Here is an 18,419-nt window from a genome sequence, read left to right as displayed (position 1 = left end):
GCAGAGTGAATAAGGGGCCCAATAGCAGATCTCGGCTTGACTCGCCCGGAGCAGCACACTTGTAATTTCACTCGTGTCGTTCAGCCGGGATCGGTAACGGCTGGATCACGGGGACGCGAAGGACGGACGAGGGGCGCACATGACCGAGCTGGTGCAGCAACTGCTGGTCGACGACGCGGACGAGGAGCTCGGCTGGCAGGAGCGCGCGCTGTGCGCCCAGACCGACCCCGAGTCCTTCTTCCCCGAGAAGGGCGGCTCGACCCGGGAGGCGAAGAAGGTCTGCCTCGCCTGCGAGGTCCGCTCCGAGTGCCTCGAGTACGCCCTCGCCAACGACGAGCGCTTCGGCATCTGGGGCGGCCTGTCCGAGCGGGAGCGCCGTCGGCTGAAGAAGGCCGCCGTCTGACGGACCGGCGCATCGCCGCCGCACGCGCGGCGCGCACACCAAGTCGTACATACGTCACTTAAGGCCCGTCGCGGGTGGGTTGTCCACAGGCGGCGGGCCGCTCTGGTGGCCAGCCGATAGTGTGGTCGCTCGTCCGAGACGCCTCGCTGTCCCCGTCGGGCACAGGCGTTCCCCCCAGACCACCGAACCGGGGCCCGTACCTCGATGTCCGTGCACAGCCACACGGCAGCCCGGCAAGACCTCGCTGCCACCCCTGAGTTCCCGCGTCACGTGGTGACGGCGGTCCTCGTCTCCCACGACGGCGCCCGCTGGCTGCCCGACGCGCTCGCCGGGCTGCTCGGCCAGGAGCGCCCCGTCCAGTTCGCCATGGGCGCCGACACCGGCAGCGCGGACGACTCCGCCCGGCTGGTCGCCGAGGCCCTCGGCGACGAACGCGTGCTGCACCTCGCCCGGCGCACCGGCTTCGGCCAGGCGGTCGAGGAGTGCCACCGCAGCGCCCCGCACCTCACGCCGGACGACCTGCCGTACCTGAAGCGGCCGAGCGGCTGGGACCCGGCCACCCGCAGCTGGCGCGACGACGCCTACGACCTGCCGGATCTCCCGCACGGGGAGCCGGTCCAGTGGCTGTGGCTGCTGCACGACGACTGCGCGCCCGAACCCGACGCGCTGGCCCAGATGCTGCGCGTCGTGGAGAACGAGTACGAACTCGGCCGTGACGACGTGGCCGTCGTCGGCCCCAAGCTCCGCGGCTGGTACGACCGCAGACAGCTCCTCGAGGTCGGCGTCTCCATCGCCAACTCCGGCCGCCGCTGGACCGGCCTGGACCGCCGCGAACAGGACCAGGGCCAGCACGACCACGTACGGCCCGTGCTGTCGGTGTCCACCGCCGGCATGCTGGTCCGCCGTGACGTCTTCGACCGGCTCGGCGGATTCGACCGGCACCTGCCCCTCATGCGCGACGACGTCGACCTGTGCTGGCGCGCCCACTCCGCGGGACACCGGGTCCTGGTCGCCCCCGACGCGGTCGTCCGGCACGCCGAGGCCGCCTCCCGCGAGCGCCGCACCGTCGACTGCGTGGGCCGCACCTCCGCCTCCCCGCACAAGGTGGACAAGGCGGGCGCCGTCTACACCCTGCTCGTCAACGCCCGCACGGCCGCCCTGCCCTGGGTGCTGCTGCGCGTCGTCCTCGGCACCCTGCTCCGCACCCTCGCCTATCTCGTCGGCAAGGTCCCCGGGCAGGCCGTCGACGAGATCCGCGGTCTCGTGGGCACCCTGCTCCGGCCCGAACGGATCCTCGCCGGGCGGCGTCACCGCGGCAGCCCGCGGACCGACAAGGGCGAGATGCGGCCGCTGTTCCCGCCGCCCGGCGCGACCGTCCGCGTCACCGTGGAACAGGTCGCGAGCAGCCTCGTCGGCCGCTCCGACCCCGAGGCCGCCTCCGGCGCCGGACGCCACGGCGGCGTCGTCGAGTCCGGACCCGGCGGCGACGACGCCGACTTCCTGGAGGTCGAGCAGTTCGCCCGCCTCAAGCGCATCGCCCGCAAGCCCGGCCCGGTGCTCTTCCTGGTGCTGCTGCTGGTCTCCCTCGCGGCCTGCCGCCAGCTCCTCGGCGGCGGCGCGCTCGCGGGCGGCGCCCTGCTCCCCGTGCCCGGCGGCGCCGGTGAGCTGTGGGCCCGTTACACCGACGCCTGGCACACCGTGGGCGCCGGCGGCACCGGATCCGCGCCGCCCTACCTGGCGATCGTCGCGGTCCTCGCCTCCCTCCTGCTCGGCTCCACCGGTCTCGCCGTCACGATCCTCCTGGTCTGCTCGGTACCGCTGGCCGGCCTCAGCGCGTACTTCGCCTCCCGCCCGCTCGTCGAGTCCCGGCTGCTGCGCGCGTGGGCGGCCGTCGCCTACGCCTTCCTCCCCGCCGCGACCGGCGCCCTGGCCGGCGGCCGCATCGGCACCGCCGTACTCGCCGTGCTGCTGCCGCTGACCGCCCGCGCGGGCGTCGCCGCGAGCGGCCTCGCGAACCCCGGGGACACCCGCGGCAGCTGGCGCGCCACCTGGGCGTACGCCCTGCTGCTGACGATCACCACGGCGTTCACCCCGATCGTGTGGCCCATCGCCCTGGTCCTCGGCGTCGGCGTCCTGGCCCTGCGCAGGACCGACCTCCCGGCCTACGGACCGCGCTTCCTGGCCCAGCTGGGCACCCCCCTGCTGGTCCTCGCCCCGTGGTCGTTCTCCCTCCTCCCCTTCGGTTTCTTCCGGGAAGCGGGCCTGGAGTACGGCCCCTCCGCCGCCTCCGCGCTCGACCTGCTCGGCGCGAGCCCGGGCGGCCCCGGCACCGTCGGCGGCCCGCTGCTCATCGGCCTGGTGCTCGCCGCGCTCGCGGCCCTGCTCCGCTCCGAACGCCGGACGGCGATCACCACCGCGTGGACGGCCGTCCTGGTGGGCCTCGTCTTCGCGGTCCTGTCCAACAACTCCGCATGGGCGGGCCCCGCCACCCTCGTCTACGGCATCGCCGTCCTGGCCGCCGCCGTGCTCGGCGCCGACGGGGCACGGGCGCGTGTCGCCGAGCAGAGCTTCGGCTGGCGCCAGCCGGCCGCCGCGCTGATCGCCCTCGCCTGCGCGATCGGCCCGCTGGTCGCCGTCGCGGGCTGGATGATCCGCGGTGCCGACGGACCGGTCGAGCGACGCGACCCCGTCCAGGTGCCCGCGTTCGTCGCGGAGGAGAGCGGCACCCGCGACCAGGCCCGCACCCTCGTCCTCGACAGCGACTCCACCGCCCGGGTCGGCTACGTCCTGGTCCGCGGCTCCGGCGCCCGCATGGGCGACGCGGAGATCGCCGCGGTGAACGGCGAGAACACCGTGCTCGACAAGGTCGTCGCCAACCTCGTCGCCGGCTCCGGCGCCGACCAGGCCGACCAGCTCGGCGGCTTCGCCGTCCGCTACGTCCTCGTCCACCCGGGCGCACCGCGCGAGGTCTCCCGCGTCCTGGACGCCACTCCCGGCCTGTCCCGGCTCAGCCAGCGGGCGGGCGGCGCGCTGTGGCGGGTGGACCGGCAGGTCGCGCGCGCGAGCATCGTCCCCGCCAAGGACGGCGGCGACGGGCCCGTGCCCGTGGCGGCAGGCCCGGTCGAGATCCACACCGAGATCCCGAACGGGGCCGAGGGCCGCGTCCTGCGCCTCGCCGACACCGCCGCCGAGGGCTGGACCGCCACCCTGGACGGCAAGCCGCTGACCCGTACGACGGTCGACGGCTGGGCCCAGGGCTTCGAACTCCCCGCCTCCGGCGGCACGCTGGACGTCACCTACGACGCCCCGGTCACCCACACCGCCTGGCTGTGGGCCCAGGGCCTGCTCGCCGTCGTGCTCGTCGTCATGGCCCTGCCCGGCCGCCGCCGCGACATCGACGACGACCTGCCCGAGGAGCCGGCCGTCCCCGCCGAGGCGATGGCCGGTGAGGGCCGCCGCGCCCGCCGCCTGCGCGCCCAGGCCGAGGCGGAGGCCGCCGCCGGACGACCGGGCGCAGAAGAGCCGGCCGCCGGGGAACCGGGCGCGGACGAGGACTTCCCCGACCCGTCCGAGCAGCCTCCCGCCCCCGTCCCGCACCAGCCCGAGCACGGTGACTGGGACGCGGCGGCGCAGTACCCGGACGCCTACCCGGACGATCAGTACCGGCAGTACCCGGTGGACGCCTACGGCCGGCCCTACCAGGCGGAGGCCTATCCCCAGGGCGGCGGCGAGTACGACCCGTACGCCTACGGCGCCCAGCAGACGCCGTACGACCAGGCCTACACCCAGGGCTACGACCAGAACTACGCGCAGGGCTACGACACGTCGTACGACCCCCACGGCACGGGCAGCGAGCGTCCCGACGGGAGCCAGCAGTGAACCGCACCACCCTGTCCCTGATCGCGGGCGCGACCGCGCTCGCCGCCGTCACCGGCTTCGCCGCGGTGTCCTCACCGGGCGCCGAGGCCACGGACGGGACGGCGAAGGCGGCGGCCCACCTCCCCGTGGAACGCACGAGCCTGGTGTGCCCCCCGCCCAGCACCTCCGACCTGGCCGAGACGACGTACACGTCCTTCACACCGGTCACGAAGGGCACGGACGACGAGGGCAGGACCGAACTCCGGGCGGCCGCGGAGCGGAAGCCGGACGAGTCGAAGTCCGAGGATGCCAAGGAAGACAAGGACGCCAAGGACGCCAAGCCCGTGCTGGAGCCCGGGGAGCCCGGCAAGCCGGTCACCGGGGAGACGACCGGCGGCGATTCCTCCGCCCTCCTCGGCACCGCCGAGGGCCGCTTCGCGCCGGGCTGGACCGTGCAGCAGACGTCGACGGTCACCGCGGGGACGGGCCGGGGCATGTACGGCGTCACCTGCACGGCCCCGGACACGGAGTTCTGGTTCCCCGGCACGAGCACCGGCGACGACCGCACCGACTACGTCCACCTGACCAACCCCGACGACGCGGCGGCGGTCGTGGACATCGAGCTCTACGGCAAGGACGGCGCCCTCGAGACGACGGTGGGGGAGGGCATCACGGTCCAGCCGCACTCCTCCGAGCCGGTCCTGCTCTCGACGCTCACCGACGAGAAGCAGACCGATGTGACCGCGCACGTGGTGGTCCGCAGCGGCCGGGTCGGCGCCGTCGTCCAGGCCCTGGACGACGGGCTGGGCGGCGACTGGCTGCCCGCGACGACCGACCCGTCCGGCAGCCTCGTCCTGCCCGGCATCCCGAAGGACGCCACCGCCGTACGCCTGGTCGCCTTCACCTCCGGCGACGCCGGCGTCGACCTGAAGGTGCGCCTGGCCTCCCCCTCCGGTCTGATCACTCCGGCCGGCCACGACACCCTCCACGTGAAGGGCGGCACGACGACGGCCGTCGACCTGGGCGACGTCACGCGCGGCGAGGCGGGCTCCCTGGTCCTGACGGCGGCGGACGGCTCCGTCCCGGTCGTGGCGGCGGTACGGGTGCTGCGCGGCAAGGGCGACGACCAGGAGTCGGCCTTCATCCCGGCCGCACGACAGGTCGGCACGCGTGCCACGGCCGTGGGCAACACGGCCAAGGGCACGACGCTCTCGGTGACGGCTCCCGAGGGCACGGCGAAGATCAAGGTCACGGCCTCGGCGGGCACCGAGGGCGGTACGGCGGCCTCGAAGACGTACACGATCAAGTCGGGCACCACGCAGGACGTCGAGGCGCCGGTTCCGGCCGGGGTGAAGGGCACGTACGCCCTCACGCTGGAACCCCAGTCGGACACGCCGGTCCACGCGTCCCGGACGCTGACGACGACGGAGAACGGCGTCCCGTTCTTCACGGTCCAGCCCTTCTCGGACGACCGGGGGACGGTGGCGGTACCGGAGTCGAACGAGGACCTGTCGATCGTGCAGTGACCCCGCCCGCAAGCGCCGGGCCGCGCGAAGACCCCCCGGCCCGCACCGACGCGGCGCACCCGTGACACCCCGGGTGCAGGCGCGACCGCGCCTGCACCCGCACCGGCCCCGTCAATCCTCCCCGTACCGGGGATCCACCGTCTCCGGCGTCAGCCCCAACAGCTCCGCCACCTGCTCGACCACGACCTCATGCACGAGAGCCGCCCGCTCGTCCCGACCCTTGGTGCGGATCTCCACCGGCCGCCGATAGATCACCACCCGCGCCGGCCGCTCCTCACCAGCGGCCACGGTCCCACCCAGCGGCACCGCATCATCGCTCCAGGCCCTCCCGCCGTCCAGCCGCGGCACGTCCAGCACCAGGAAATCGACGTCGGCCAACTGCGGCCACCGCCGCTCCAGCCGCTCCACCGAGTCCTGCACGAGATCCGCGAACGTCTCCGCACGGCTCGCGGCGAGCGGCACCTGCGGAGGCGCGATCGGGCCGCGCATGCCCCGGCCGTGGCGATCACGGCGTCGGGGTCCGGGGCCGGGGCCGGATCCGGCGGCACGGGGCGTCACAGAGCTGTCCATCACCGCGAAGCGTAGTCGTCACGTCGCCGCCCCGCCCGATCCCCGTACGCCTTCCGGCCGACCCGCACGGCATGCCACAACATGACCATTCCGGCCAAGGTAGGGCTCGATTCCGCATCTCTCCGAGACCGATGGACTCAAGGCAATTGACGGTGTTTGTACCAACTGGTGACCGGAATCAGTGTCGACCAGCCCCTCGAACCCTCATGTCCACCCAGCTCGGCAAGGTATGCCCAAAGGGACATGTGGGGCGTTTCCCGCCGCGACACGGTGGAGTGACCTGGTGGAGAGTCGTCGCGGCCCGCTCAAGAGTGCGGTACCGTCCAACATCGTGAGCCCTGTACGTCGCTGTTCGCGCACCGCCTGCGGCCGTCCCGCCGTCGCGACGCTGACGTACGTCTACGCCGATTCGACCGCGGTCCTCGGCCCGCTCGCCACCTACGCGGAACCCCACTGCTACGACCTGTGCGCGGAGCACTCCGAGCGCCTCACCGCACCGCGCGGCTGGGAGGTCGTCCGCCTGCTCGACGGTTCGGCCCCGGCCCAGCCCAGCGGAGACGACCTGGAAGCGCTTGCGAACGCGGTGCGTGAGGCCGCCCGCCCCCAGGAGCGCGCGGCGGGAGGGGCCGGCGGTCCCCGCACGGCGGATCCCATGGAGGTCGCACGCCGCGGCCACCTGCGCGTCCTCCGCTCCCCGGACAACTGACCGGGGCGGACCTCGCCTTCCCGTCCCCGGTCCCCGGCTGGTTCGGAGGCGCCGTCTCCGGCTCCGACACCTCCTCCGACGCCCTCTTCGGCGCCCTCCTGGTGACCGCCGCCCAGCAGCCCGGACCGTCGCCCGAGCTGCTCGCCGCCGCCCACAGCTGCGGCGGCGTCCTCGGCAGGACGATCTCGCCGCAGAACCTCACCACCGCCTGCGCGGCCGCCCAACCGGCGGCCCGCGAGGGCGGCCCGCCGCTCGTGATGTGCCTGATCGTGGTGGGCCTGAGCACGGCGGCGCTCGGCCGGATGCCGCCCTGGGCCTCCATGACCTCCGAAGGCCCGTTCGGTGGCCCCGACCGGAGCGTCACCCCCTACGGGTAGTTTGTGGTGACCGACAGGACTTCCGGAAGGGCTGGCCGTGGCTGCTGATCTGTCGCAGATCGTGAAGGCGTACGACGTGCGCGGAGTCGTTCCCGACCAGTGGGACGAGTCCCTCGCCGAGCTCTTCGGCGCCGCCTTCGTCCGGGTGACCGGCGCGACCGCCGTCGTCACCGGTCACGACATGCGTCCGTCGTCCCCCGGCCTGTCGGGCGCCTTCGCGCGCGGGGCGGCGGCCAGGGGCGCCGACGTCACCGAGATCGGCCTGTGCTCCACGGACCAGCTCTACTACGCCTCGGGCGCCCTGGACCTCCCCGGCGCGATGTTCACGGCCTCGCACAACCCGGCGCGGTACAACGGCATCAAACTGTGCCGCGCGGGCGCCGCCCCCGTCGGCCAGGACACCGGTCTGGCCGAGATCCGGGAACTCGTCGAGCAGTGGAGCGGGACGGGCGCCCCGGAGCCGGCCGGCACCCGGGGGACGATCACCCGGCGCGACACCCTGGACGACTACGCGGCGCACCTGCGCTCGCTCGTCGACCTGACCTCCGTCCGCCCCCTGAAGGTCGTCGTCGACGCGGGCAACGGCATGGGCGGGCACACGGTCCCGACGGTCTTCTCCGGCCTGCCGCTCACCCTCGTCCCGATGTACTTCGAACTCGACGGCACCTTCCCCAACCACGAGGCCAACCCCCTCGACCCGGCCAACCTCGTCGACCTGCGGAAGCGGGTCCGCGAGGAGGGCGCCGACCTCGGCCTCGCCTTCGACGGCGACGCCGACCGCTGCTTCGTCGTCGACGAGCGGGGCGAGCCGGTCTCCCCGTCCGCGATCACCGCCCTGGTCGCCTCCCGCGAGCTGGCACGCAACGGCGGCAAGGGCACGGTCATCCACAACCTGATCACGTCCTGGTCGGTCCCCGAGGTCGTACGGGAGAACGGCGGCACCCCCGAGCGCACCCGCGTGGGCCACTCCTTCATCAAGGCCGAGATGGCCAGGACCGGCGCGATCTTCGGCGGCGAGCACTCCGCGCACTACTACTTCCGCGACTTCTGGAACGCCGACACGGGCATGCTGGCCGCCTTGCACGTCCTCGCCGCCCTCGGCGGCCAGCAGGGCACGCTGTCGGCCCTGGTCGCCCAGTACGACCGGTACGCGGGCTCCGGCGAGATCAACTCCACCGTCGACGACCAGACCGCCCGCCTCGCCGCGATCAGGGCCGCCTACGAGGGCCGCGACGGCGTCACCCTCGACGACCTGGACGGCCTCACCGTCACCTCTCCCGACTGGTGGTTCAACGTCCGCCCCTCCAACACGGAACCCCTCCTCCGGCTGAACGCGGAGGCCAGGGACGAGGCGACGATGACCAGAATCCGCGACGAGGCCCTGGGAATCATCCGGTCGTAACCCCGTGGCCGCGGACAGTCGTGCGGCCGGGGCGGCACGGGAGGGCGCGACGGCACCCCGTCCGCGCCGGTCGCGCGACCACCCCCGGCCCACACCGGCGTGGCGCACCCGGCAGGCACCGGCTCGCGCCGCTCACCGCCCACCGGCGGTACCCTGACCAGCACATCCACCCAGCGAAGGGACCCCCATGCCACTCGAAGCCGGCCTCCTGGAGATCCTCGCCTGCCCGGCCTGCCACTCCCCCCTCAAGGAGCAGGACACGGAACTGATCTGCACCGGCCAGGACTGCGGCCTGGCCTACCCCGTCCGCGACGGCATCCCGGTACTCCTCGTCGACGAGGCCCGCCGCCCCGAGTGACCGACGCGCGTCCACCGCCCCGCGCACCGACGACGCCCCGCCGATCGGAGATCGGAGCCTGCCGCCCATGCTCGACGAATCGCTGCTCGACTCACCGGAGGGCCTCGCCGAGGCCGACCGCCACGCCCTGCTCCGCGGCGCCGCCGAAGCCGGCGCCCGCGTCCGCACCGCCGTACGGCACGCCGCCGAGGCCGGCGTCAACGACCTGAAGCCCGACGGCCGCCCCCGAGCCGTGCTCATCGCCGGCCCCGGCGCCGCCGCCACCCAGACCGCCGACCTCCTCGGCACCCTGGCCGGAGCCGGCAGCCCCGTCACCCGCCTCGCACCCACCGGCGTCGCCCCCGCGGCAGGCGCTCTGCGCTGGGACCTGCCCGGCTGGGCCGGCTCCGTGGACCTGCTCCTCATCGCCACCCCGGACGGCACCGAACCGGGCCTGTCCGTGCTCTTCGAGCAGGCCTACCGCCGCGGCTGCACCGTCGTCGCCGTCGCCCCCGCCCGCACCCCGCTCGCCGAGGCCGTCGGCGGCTCCCACAGCCTGTTCGTCCCCATGGCCGCCGCGCCCTACGACCAGGACGAACCCCTCGCGGCCTCCACCCCCGGCGTCCTGTGGGCGCTGCTCACCCCGCTGCTCGCACTCCTGGACCGCACCGGCCTGCTCACCGCCCCGCCGGACGCCCTGGAGAAGATCGCCGACCGCCTCGACGGCATCGCCGAACGCTGCGGCCCGGCCATCGCGACGTACAGCAACCCCGCCAAGACCCTGGCCGCCGAACTCGCCGACACGCTCCCCGTCGTATGGACCGAGGGGACCTCGGCCGGGCCCGCGGGCCGCCGCTTCGCCGCCGCCCTCGCCGAACTCTCCGGCACCCCCGCCGTCGTCGCCGAACTCCCCGAGGCACTCGCCGCGCACAGCGCCCTGCTGGCCGGCCGGCTCGCCGCCCGTGCGGACCCGGACGACTTCTTCCGCGACCGCGTCGAAGAGGCGCCCGCCCTGCACGCGCGCGTGGTGCTGCTCCGCGACCGTCCCATCGGCGGCCTCACCGCCGCCCCCGCCGCCCGCGACCTGGCCCTCACCCACGACACGCCGATCAGCGAGCTGGAACCGGAGGCGGGCGGCGAACTGGAGACCCTCGCGGAACTGATCGCCGTCACGGATTTCGCCGCCGTTTACCTGGCGCTCGCCTCGAGAGCCTGATCATGCCCGGGAACACCTGATCCTCCCTCCGCGCGGACGCACGGCCCGCACCGCGCCTGCCCGCACGAGAACCGGCAGAAGGAACGCAGAGAACCCCATGGACCGCCTCGACAACACCATCCGCCCCTACGCCTGGGGTTCCACCACCGCCATCCCGCGGCTGCTCGGCACCGAACCGACCGGCGAGCCGCAGGCGGAGATGTGGATGGGCGCCCACCCCGGCGCGCCCTCGCGCACCGGCCGGGGCACGCTCGTCGAGGTCATCGACGCCGACCCGGAGCGGGAACTCGGCCCGGACGCGGTCGCCAGGTTCGGCCCCCGCCTGCCCTTCCTGCTCAAACTCCTCGCCGCCGGAGCCCCGCTCTCCCTCCAGGTCCACCCCGACCTGACCCAGGCGAAGGAGGGCTACGCGGACGAGGAGCGCCGCGGCATCCCCGTCGCCGCCCCGCACCGCACCTACAAGGACGCCAACCACAAGCCCGAGCTGATCTGCGCCCTCACCGAGTTCGACGGCCTGTGCGGTTTCCGCGACCCGCGGCGCGCCGCCGAACTCCTCGACGGCCTCGGCGTCGACTCCCTCAAGCCGTACGTCGACCTGCTGCACGCCCATCCCGAAGAGGCGGCCCTGCGCGAGGTCCTCACCGCCGTCCTCACCGCCGACCCCGACGAGATGAGCCGCACCGTCACGGAGGCGGCCGCCGCCTGCGACCGCCTCGGCGGCGCGTACGCCCCGTACGCCGACATCGCCCACCACTACCCGGGCGATCCCGGCGTCATCGCCGCCATGCTCCTCAACCACGTCCGGCTCCAGCCCGGCGAGGCACTCTTCCTCGGCGCCGGCGTCCCGCACGCCTACCTCGACGGCCTCGGCGTCGAGATCATGGCCAACTCCGACAACGTCCTGCGCTGCGGCCTCACCCCCAAGCACGTCGACGTCCCCGAGCTCCTGCGCATCGTCCGCTTCGAGGCCGGCGACCCCGGCGTACTGCGCCCGGAGGCCGGCCCGGACGGCGAGGAGGTCTACGAGACCCCCATCGACGAGTTCCGCCTCTCCCGCTACGTCCTCCCCGCGGGCGGCACCACCCACGACCTCACCCTGACCGCCCCGCAGATCCTGCTCTGCACCGCCGGCTCCGTACGGGCGGGCGAGCACGAACTGACCCCGGGCACCTCCGTCTTCGTCCCTTCGGGTGAAAAGGCCGAGGTGTCGGGTACCGGAACCCTGTTCAGGGCCACCGTCGTCGTCTGACCGTCCTGTGACGGCTCCCTGACACGCCGTCGCAGAACCGGGCTGCAACAATGGCCCACCGTCGAAGGACGGACGAGACCCCGGGCAGGCGTGCACCCACGTCCGCCCGGGCCCACACGGAGTACGAAGGGACAACGCGGACACATGAGCGCGTCAGGCGGCACCAAGGCGATCGTGGCGGCACTCGCCGCCAACCTCGCGATCGCGGTAGCGAAGTTCGTGGCGTTCCTCTTCAGCGGCTCCTCGTCGATGCTCGCCGAGTCCGTGCACTCGCTCGCCGACTCCGGCAACCAGGGGCTGCTGCTGGTGGGCGGCAAGAGGGCCCAGCGCCGGGCGACCCCGCAGCACCCCTTCGGCTACGGCCGCGAGCGCTACATCTACGCCTTCCTCGTCTCCATCGTGCTGTTCTCGGTCGGCGGCATGTTCGCCCTCTACGAGGGCTACGAGAAGATCAAGCACCCGCACGAGCTGGAGCACTGGTACTGGCCGGTCGGCGTCCTCGTCTTCGCGATCATCGCCGAGAGCTTCTCCTTCCGCACCGCCATCAAGGAGTCCAACGCCCTGCGCGGCGGGCGCTCCTGGAAGGAGTTCGTGCGCCATGCCAAGGCGCCCGAGCTGCCGGTCGTCCTCCTCGAGGACCTCGGCGCGCTCGTCGGCCTGATCCTCGCCCTCGGCGGTGTCGGCATGGCCCTGGCCACCGGCGACAGCGTCTGGGACGGCATCGGCACCCTCTGCATCGGCGTCCTGCTCATCCTGATCGCCCTGGTCCTCGCCGTCGAGACGAAGTCGCTGCTGCTCGGTGAGGCGGCGGGCCCCGAGGCGACCCGGAAGATCGAGGCCGCCGTCGTCGACGGCGACACCGTCACCCGCGTCATCCACATGCGCACCCTCCACATCGGTCCCGAGGAACTGCTGGTCGCCGCGAAGATCGCCGTCCGGCACGACGGCACGGCCACCGAGATCGCCTCCGCCATCGACGCCGCCGAGTCCCGTATCCGCGAGGCCGTCCCGATCGCCCGCGTGATCTACCTCGAGCCCGACATCTACAGCGAGACCGAAGCCGCCAAGGGCGCCGACCCCGAGGCCACCCCCGGCGGCCCGGCGCCGCACGGCACCGCCCACTGAGGCCCGACCCCGCGGGGAACCGCAGGACCGCACGACGGAGGGGCCCGCCGCACCGGCGGGCCCCTCCGTCGTCCGGAGCGGCGCCGCGCGTCAGAAACGCGCGGACCGCCACCGCGTACCGCACTCCGCCGGCCGCAGCCCGCCCGCGGGCACACCGATCAGGCCCGCGATCGCCATCGGCGGACCGGACAGCGTGACCCTGGTGAGCAGCACCACATCCAGGCGGTCCTCCCTCACCCGGTTCCGCACCGCCCGCACGGGCGCCGTGCCGCACGGCCCGTCCGCACGGGGTGCGGCCGGCGGGAAAGGGGGCGGGACGCTCGCCAGATCGGCCTGATGTGTACGCGGGCAGACTGGGGTCGGCCCGGCCGGTCGGTGTAGCTTGGGACGGAGCCAGACGTCGCTGCTGATGGCGGTCGGGCGGTCCACCGCGGACCGGCCGAGGGAGAGAGGGCCTCCGACGGACTGCGCTGCGCGCACGCGGGCATGCCTGTGTCCTCCTCGGGCACTCCTGTGTCCGCCGCCGCGCAGACCAGCCGTACCCACCTCGACCCACACCCCGAGGAGCAGCTCGCAATGACGACTGTCGACAGCCGACAGGACTTCAAGGTCGCCGACCTCTCCCTGGCCGAGTTCGGCCGCAAGGAGATCACCCTCGCCGAGCACGAGATGCCCGGCCTGATGGCGATCCGCAAGGAGTACGCCGACGCCCAGCCCCTGGCCGGCGCCCGCGTCACCGGCTCCCTGCACATGACCGTGCAGACCGCCGTCCTCATCGAGACCCTGGTCGCCCTCGGCGCTCAGGTCCGCTGGGCGTCCTGCAACATCTTCTCCACCCAGGACCACGCCGCGGCCGCCATCGCCGTCGGCCCGAACGGCACGCCCGACAACCCCCAGGGCGTCCCCGTCTTCGCCTGGAAGGGCGAGACCCTCGAGGAGTACTGGTGGTGCACGGAGCAGGCGCTGACCTGGCCCGACAGCCCCACCGGCGGCCCCAACATGATCCTCGACGACGGCGGTGACGCCACCCTCCTCGTCCACAAGGGCGTCGAGTACGAGAAGGACGGCAAGGCCCCCTCGCCCGACACCGCCGAGTCCGACGAGCACCGCGTCATCCTCGAACTGCTCAACCGCACCCTGGGCGAGAACCCGCAGAAGTGGACCCAGCTCTCCTCCGAGATCCGCGGTGTCACCGAGGAGACCACGACCGGCGTCCACCGCCTGTACGAGATGCAGCGCGACGGCACCCTCCTGTTCCCGGCGATCAACGTCAACGACGCCGTCACCAAGTCGAAGTTCGACAACAAGTACGGCTGCCGCCACTCCCTGGTCGACGGCATCAACCGCGCCACCGACACCCTGATCGGCGGCAAGACCGCGGTCGTGTGCGGCTACGGCGACGTGGGCAAGGGCTGCGCGGAGTCCCTGCGCGGTCAGGGAGCCCGCGTCATCGTCACCGAGATCGACCCGATCTGCGCCCTGCAGGCCGCGATGGACGGCTACCAGGTCACGACGCTCGACGAGGTCGTCGACAAGGCCGACATCTTCGTCACCACGACCGGCAACAAGGACATCATCATGGCCTCGGACATGGCCAAGATGAAGCACCAGGCCATCGTCGGCAACATCGGCCACTTCGACAACGAGATCGACATGGCCGGTCTCGCCAAGGTCCCCGGCATCGTCAAGGACGAGATCAAGCCGCAGGTCCACACCTGGACCTTCCCCGACGGCAAGAAGATCATCGTCCTCTCCGAGGGCCGCCTGCTGAACCTGGGCAACGCCACCGGCCACCCGTCGTTCGTGATGTCCAACTCCTTCGCGGACCAGACCCTGGCCCAGATCGAGCTGTTCACCAAGCCCGACGAGTACCCGACCGGCGTCTACGTGCTGCCCAAGCACCTCGACGAGAAGGTCGCCCGCCTCCACCTCGACGCACTCGGTGTCAAGCTGACCACGCTCCGCCCGGAGCAGGCCGAGTACATCGGCGTGCAGGTCGAGGGCCCGTTCAAGCCGGACCACTACCGCTACTGAGCCCACGCTCCCACCCCGGGGAGCCCGTCCGAGCACGGACGCGCTCCCCGGCAGCAGGTCCTTCGAGGCAGGCCCCCGCACCCCCGTGCCGGGGGCCTGCCCCATGCGCGGACCGGAGACCGGCCCAGCCCGTCACGACCCAGGACCCCCATGCCCCGCGGCCGCTATTCGCTCCACGATCCGCACGATCACACCCCCCTCGCAGAAGAACACTTCCACTGCGCCCCCGGCCCTTCCGGCTGGCGCTACGTCTCCCAGCTCACCGCCCCCTCGGGCGATCACCTGGGCTCGGTCGACCTCGCCCTCGACGAACTCGGCCGCCCCATCCGCCTCGAACTCCACGCCGCGAGCTGGCAGGTCCGCGGCGCCGCCCTCGACGGCGTCACCTGGGTCCGCACCGACCCCACCGGAGACCACGCCACCGAAGGCAATGCGCGCGCCCACGCCTTCACCGGCTCGTCCCCCGCCTTCCTCGTCGCCACCGCCCGCCTCCTGCGCCTCACCCCCTCGGCACCGGCCACCCGCGTACGCCTCGTCGCCTTCACGGACCCGGTTCTCGCCCCACGCACCCTGGACCAGTCCTGGGCGCTGGTGAAGAGAGAAGCACACACCACTGACAACGGCCCCCTGACCGTGGACGAATACCAGGTCACAGCCCTGGACACGGGAGAGCAGCACTCCGTGCACCTCGCCGGGGACGTGGTCCTCGCGGCTCCCGGCATCGAGCTGGAAGACCTCGAATCGCCCCCGTCGGTGTTCGACTGACCGGTGCCTTTCGAAGACACCTACGCCGGTGGTGCGAACCCCGTCGACGGCCGCTCGGCCGACGGTCCCTCCTGCGGCGGCACGGCCCGCTCCCCACGCACCACGGCTCCTGGATCCGCCGACGGATACGGGGCCGGCCGCGCATCCGGTGCCACGGTCGCAGCGGGATACGCCGGCGGGACATGGACGCCCGCCGAACCAGCCGTCCCTGCGGCCGCGCCGTCCCCGGCCGGTCCGTGTCCGAACGCCCGCCGGGCCTCCCGGACCTGCCGTTCCTGCACCACCGCCGCGAGATACGCCGCAGGGGGCACTCCCGGCGGCACCGGCGCCCCCGTGCGCTCGGCCAGGTCCACGGCCAGCCGCTCCGCCATCGACCAGCCGACCTGCGGATCGAGCTGCCCCATCCGCGTCAGGTACTGCCGGACGGCGAGCCACAGGCCATCGGGCACCGCAGACAGATCGAGTCCCGAGAAACGCCCGGCCAACCACGGCGGAGGCGGCGCCACGAACCCCGCCTGCCCGGCCGGCACCCGCTCCCGCACGACCAGGGTCCCCGCGAACACGTCCCCGAGCCGTCGCCCCCGCGCCGACACCAGGGACGCGACGCAGGCCACGACCCCGAGCGTCATCAGGATCTCGATCACACCGATCAGGCCCCGCACCAGCGCGTGCCGGAACCGGATCGGCCCCCCGTCGTCCCGCACCACCCGCAGCCCGCAGGCCATCTTCCCGAGCGACCGTCCATGGCTGAGCGTCTCGACCAGGATCGGTCCACCGACCAGCACGAGGACGAACAAGGCGATCGAGATCGCCGCCCGCGCCGCCTCGTCCAGCGAGGCCGTGGCAGCCACCAGAGCGATGGTCACCACGATGTAGACGGCCACGGCCGCCACCAGATCGAGCAGCACGGCCAGCGCCCTGCTGGGCAGCCTCGCGGGGCGCAGTTCCAACGCCACCGCCTCGCCCGTCACCAGCTCACTCACGCCCGTCACCCTTCCCCGCCTGCCCCGGACACCGCCAGTCTGCCAAGCTGATGGCACATCGCACCGCAGTACGACCAGCCGATCAAGCTGATCATCCTTCCACCAGTCAGGCCGACTGCCGACGAACAGCCGAGGAGCAGGCACACCGATGGACCTCGACGTCTTCGTCTCCGCCCACCGCGCGGAGTGGGACCGCCTCGACGCCCTGCTCCGGCGCCAGCGCCGCCTCACCGGCGCGGAGGCCGACGAACTCGTCGTCCTCTACCAGCGCACGGCCACCCATCTCTCCCTGATCCAGTCGGCGGCCCCCGACCCGCAGCTGACCGGCCGGCTCAGCCAATTGGTGGCACGCGCGCGCAGTGCCGTGGCAGGCGCCCGCCGCGCCTCCTGGCGGGACGTCACCGACTTCCTGTCCCACAGCTTCCCGGCCGCCGTCTACAAGGCACGCCACTGGTGGGTGCCCACAGCACTCCTCTCCACAGCTGTCGCGGCCCTCCTCGGCTGGTGGATAGGCACCCACCCCGAAGTGCAGGCGTCCATAGCGGCTCCCAGCGAGCTGCGCGAGCTCACCCGCCCCGGCGGCCAGTACGAGACGTACTACTCGAGCCACCCCGCGGCCTCCTTCGCCGCCCAGGTCTGGACGAACAACGCGTGGGCCGCGGCCCTCTGCCTGATCCTGGGAGTCTTCCTGGGCCTGCCGGTCCTCTGGGTCCTCTTCCAGAACATGCTCAATCTGGGTGTCGGCTTCGGTCTGATGTCCTCCGCCGGCCGTCTCGACACCTTCCTCGGTCTCGTCCTGCCGCACGGTCTCCTGGAACTCACCGCGGTCTTCGTCGCAGCCGGCACCGGTCTCCGCCTCGGCTGGACCGTCATCGACCCGGGTCCCCGCACCCGGCGCACAGCCTTGGCGGCAGAAGGCCGGGCAGCCCTGGCCATGGCGATCGGCCTCGCCCTGGTCCTCTTCGTCTCCGGCGCCATCGAAGGCTTCGTCACTCCGTCGGGCCTGCCCACCTGGGCGCGCATCACCATCGGAGTCGTCGCCGAGCTGGCCTTCCTGGCCTACGTCTACATCCTGGGCGGACGTGCGGCGCGCGCCGGTGAGACCGGTGACCTGGAGGCATTCGAACGCAGCGCCGACGTGCCCACGGCTGCCTGATGTGCATGAGGGTCCGCTGAGCTGCTAGTCTCCTCTTCGCCCCGCAGGAGCCGTTGACACGGGTCCGGTGGGGAGGTAGATTCAAACAGTTGCCTGGAGACCGGGTCTGACCCGGAAGGCGACAGTGAGCATCTGTCGGCTTCTCGTCGAAACGTTGATTTCGAAGAAGCACCTCCCGATAAATCGGAAAACGAAGGCCGGTCAGCCCGTCCTGAAACTTCTGATAAAGTCGGAACCGCCGGAAAGGGAAACGCGGAAGCGGGACCCCGGAAAGCACCGAGGAAATCGGGTCGGAAAGATCTGATAGAGTCGGAAACGCAAGACCGAAGGGAAGCGCCCGGAGGAAAGCCCGAGAGGGTGAGTACGAAGGAAGCGTCCGTTCCTTGAGAACTCAACAGCGTGCCAAAAGTCAACGCCAGATATGTTGATACCCCGACCCGGTCGGTTCGATCGGGTTGAGGTTCCTTTGAAGAAACACACAGCGAGGACGCTGTGAACCGCCGGATCATTCCTCCGGTGGTTCCGCTCTCGTGATGTGCAACCCGATCACGGGTAAACATTCACGGAGAGTTTGATCCTGGCTCAGGACGAACGCTGGCGGCGTGCTTAACACATGCAAGTCGAACGATGAACCACTTCGGTGGGGATTAGTGGCGAACGGGTGAGTAACACGTGGGCAATCTGCCCTGCACTCTGGGACAAGCCCTGGAAA

15 protein-coding genes, 1 rRNA gene and 1 pseudogene (1 of these 17 running past the window's edge) are annotated in these 18,419 nt (G+C 72.5%); 14 read left to right on the top strand and 3 right to left on the bottom strand.

The window, feature by feature from the left end; all coding sequences use genetic code 11:
• Positions 1 to 139: 139 nt before the first annotated feature.
• From ACZ8ZB_RS13735 to ACZ8ZB_RS13725, 3 genes are all read left to right on the top strand, one after another.
• Positions 140 to 403, top strand: a complete 264-nt coding sequence (locus tag ACZ8ZB_RS13735) for a WhiB family transcriptional regulator (RefSeq protein ID WP_003975777.1) — start codon at positions 140 to 142, stop codon at positions 401 to 403.
• A 204-nt stretch (positions 404 to 607) separates the two neighbouring features.
• A complete protein-coding gene (locus ACZ8ZB_RS13730) occupies positions 608 to 4,282 on the top strand; it encodes a glycosyltransferase family 2 protein (RefSeq protein WP_470737998.1) in 3,675 nt (1,224 codons plus the stop codon).
• Positions 4,279 to 5,787, top strand: a complete 1,509-nt coding sequence (locus ACZ8ZB_RS13725; RefSeq protein WP_470737997.1) for a DUF5719 family protein — start codon at positions 4,279 to 4,281, stop codon at positions 5,785 to 5,787. Before ACZ8ZB_RS13730 ends, ACZ8ZB_RS13725 begins: the two co-directional genes overlap by 4 nt.
• A 111-nt stretch (positions 5,788 to 5,898) precedes the next feature.
• On the opposite strand, the gene ACZ8ZB_RS13720 is transcribed toward ACZ8ZB_RS13725, so the two are convergent.
• Entirely contained in the window at positions 5,899 to 6,357 is a 459-nt protein-coding gene (locus ACZ8ZB_RS13720) for a metallopeptidase family protein (protein ID WP_470737996.1), read from the bottom strand.
• Between the two features lie 283 nt (positions 6,358 to 6,640).
• Here ACZ8ZB_RS13720 and ACZ8ZB_RS13715 point away from each other — a divergent pair, with 283 nt between their 5' ends.
• The 7 genes and pseudogenes from ACZ8ZB_RS13715 to ACZ8ZB_RS13685 all read left to right on the top strand — a co-directional run bounded on the left by ACZ8ZB_RS13715 (position 6,641) and on the right by ACZ8ZB_RS13685 (position 12,769).
• Entirely contained in the window at positions 6,641 to 7,063 is a 423-nt protein-coding gene (locus ACZ8ZB_RS13715; protein WP_381230604.1) for a DUF3499 domain-containing protein, read from the top strand.
• Between the two features lie 2 nt (positions 7,064 to 7,065).
• Positions 7,066 to 7,440, top strand: a pseudogene (locus ACZ8ZB_RS13710) (L-lactate permease); the annotation flags it as partial.
• Positions 7,441 to 7,477: 37 nt separating this feature from the next.
• A complete protein-coding gene (locus ACZ8ZB_RS13705) occupies positions 7,478 to 8,842 on the top strand; it encodes a phosphomannomutase/phosphoglucomutase (protein ID WP_470737995.1) in 1,365 nt (454 codons plus the stop codon).
• Positions 8,843 to 9,029: 187 nt separating this feature from the next.
• Positions 9,030 to 9,200 carry a Trm112 family protein gene (locus ACZ8ZB_RS13700; RefSeq protein ID WP_470737994.1) on the top strand — a complete coding sequence of 57 codons (171 nt, stop codon included), beginning with the start codon at positions 9,030 to 9,032 and terminating at the stop codon, positions 9,198 to 9,200.
• A gap of 67 nt (positions 9,201 to 9,267) precedes the next feature.
• Positions 9,268 to 10,395: an SIS domain-containing protein gene (locus ACZ8ZB_RS13695; protein ID WP_470737993.1), complete on the top strand. Its 1,128-nt coding sequence runs from the start codon at positions 9,268 to 9,270 to the stop codon at positions 10,393 to 10,395.
• A gap of 97 nt (positions 10,396 to 10,492) precedes the next feature.
• The gene (gene manA, locus ACZ8ZB_RS13690) at positions 10,493 to 11,644 is read left to right on the top strand and encodes a mannose-6-phosphate isomerase, class I (RefSeq protein ID WP_470737992.1); all 1,152 of its coding nucleotides are present in this window, start codon (positions 10,493 to 10,495) and stop codon (positions 11,642 to 11,644) included.
• Positions 11,645 to 11,788: 144 nt separating this feature from the next.
• On the top strand, positions 11,789 to 12,769 hold the full coding sequence (locus tag ACZ8ZB_RS13685) for a cation diffusion facilitator family transporter (protein ID WP_470737991.1): 981 nt from the start codon (positions 11,789 to 11,791) through the stop codon (positions 12,767 to 12,769).
• 90 nt (positions 12,770 to 12,859) lie between these two features.
• Here the strand turns inward: ACZ8ZB_RS13685 and ACZ8ZB_RS13680 are convergent, their stop codons facing one another.
• Complete coding sequence (locus ACZ8ZB_RS13680; RefSeq protein WP_470737990.1) at positions 12,860 to 13,006, bottom strand: hypothetical protein; 147 nt, start codon at positions 13,004 to 13,006, stop codon at positions 12,860 to 12,862.
• 339 nt (positions 13,007 to 13,345) lie between these two features.
• Here ACZ8ZB_RS13680 and ahcY point away from each other — a divergent pair, with 339 nt between their 5' ends.
• Complete coding sequence (ahcY, locus tag ACZ8ZB_RS13675) at positions 13,346 to 14,803, top strand: adenosylhomocysteinase (protein WP_470737989.1); 1,458 nt, start codon at positions 13,346 to 13,348, stop codon at positions 14,801 to 14,803.
• Positions 14,804 to 14,953: 150 nt separating this feature from the next.
• A complete protein-coding gene (locus ACZ8ZB_RS13670; protein ID WP_470737988.1) occupies positions 14,954 to 15,568 on the top strand; it encodes a hypothetical protein in 615 nt (204 codons plus the stop codon).
• A 20-nt stretch (positions 15,569 to 15,588) separates the two neighbouring features.
• Here the strand turns inward: ACZ8ZB_RS13670 and ACZ8ZB_RS13665 are convergent, their stop codons facing one another.
• On the bottom strand, positions 15,589 to 16,551 hold the full coding sequence (locus ACZ8ZB_RS13665) for an RDD family protein (RefSeq protein ID WP_470737987.1): 963 nt from the start codon (positions 16,549 to 16,551) through the stop codon (positions 15,589 to 15,591).
• Between the two features lie 148 nt (positions 16,552 to 16,699).
• On the opposite strand from ACZ8ZB_RS13665, the gene ACZ8ZB_RS13660 reads away from it, so the two are divergent.
• Together ACZ8ZB_RS13660 and ACZ8ZB_RS13655 are read left to right on the top strand one after the other, a co-directional pair.
• The gene (locus ACZ8ZB_RS13660; RefSeq protein WP_470737986.1) at positions 16,700 to 17,707 is read left to right on the top strand and encodes a stage II sporulation protein M; all 1,008 of its coding nucleotides are present in this window, start codon (positions 16,700 to 16,702) and stop codon (positions 17,705 to 17,707) included.
• A 559-nt stretch (positions 17,708 to 18,266) separates the two neighbouring features.
• Positions 18,267 to 18,419, top strand: a 16S ribosomal RNA gene (locus ACZ8ZB_RS13655) (it continues 1,374 nt past the right edge of the window).

This window comes from Streptomyces sp. 12E, assembly GCF_055633275.1.
Note: the sequence above shows the minus strand (reverse complement) of the source record. Positions and strands in the feature narration are given on the sequence as shown.

Excerpts from the sequence above, each read along its gene's own strand:
- ACZ8ZB_RS13700 (WP_470737994.1), top strand. The coding sequence starts at position 9,030 with ATGCCACTCGAAGCCGGCCTCCTGGAGATCCTCGCCTGCCCGGCCTGC.
- ACZ8ZB_RS13695 (WP_470737993.1), top strand. The coding sequence starts at position 9,268 with ATGCTCGACGAATCGCTGCTCGACTCACCGGAGGGCCTCGCCGAGGCC.
- ACZ8ZB_RS13685 (WP_470737991.1), top strand. The coding sequence starts at position 11,789 with ATGAGCGCGTCAGGCGGCACCAAGGCGATCGTGGCGGCACTCGCCGCC.
- ACZ8ZB_RS13670 (WP_470737988.1), top strand. The coding sequence starts at position 14,954 with ATGCCCCGCGGCCGCTATTCGCTCCACGATCCGCACGATCACACCCCC.
- ahcY (WP_470737989.1), top strand. The coding sequence starts at position 13,346 with ATGACGACTGTCGACAGCCGACAGGACTTCAAGGTCGCCGACCTCTCC.
- ACZ8ZB_RS13720 (WP_470737996.1), bottom strand. The coding sequence starts at position 6,357 with ATGGACAGCTCTGTGACGCCCCGTGCCGCCGGATCCGGCCCCGGCCCC.
- manA (WP_470737992.1), top strand. The coding sequence starts at position 10,493 with ATGGACCGCCTCGACAACACCATCCGCCCCTACGCCTGGGGTTCCACC.
- ACZ8ZB_RS13660 (WP_470737986.1), top strand. The coding sequence starts at position 16,700 with ATGGACCTCGACGTCTTCGTCTCCGCCCACCGCGCGGAGTGGGACCGC.
- ACZ8ZB_RS13730 (WP_470737998.1), top strand. The coding sequence starts at position 608 with ATGTCCGTGCACAGCCACACGGCAGCCCGGCAAGACCTCGCTGCCACC.
- ACZ8ZB_RS13735 (WP_003975777.1), top strand. The coding sequence starts at position 140 with ATGACCGAGCTGGTGCAGCAACTGCTGGTCGACGACGCGGACGAGGAG.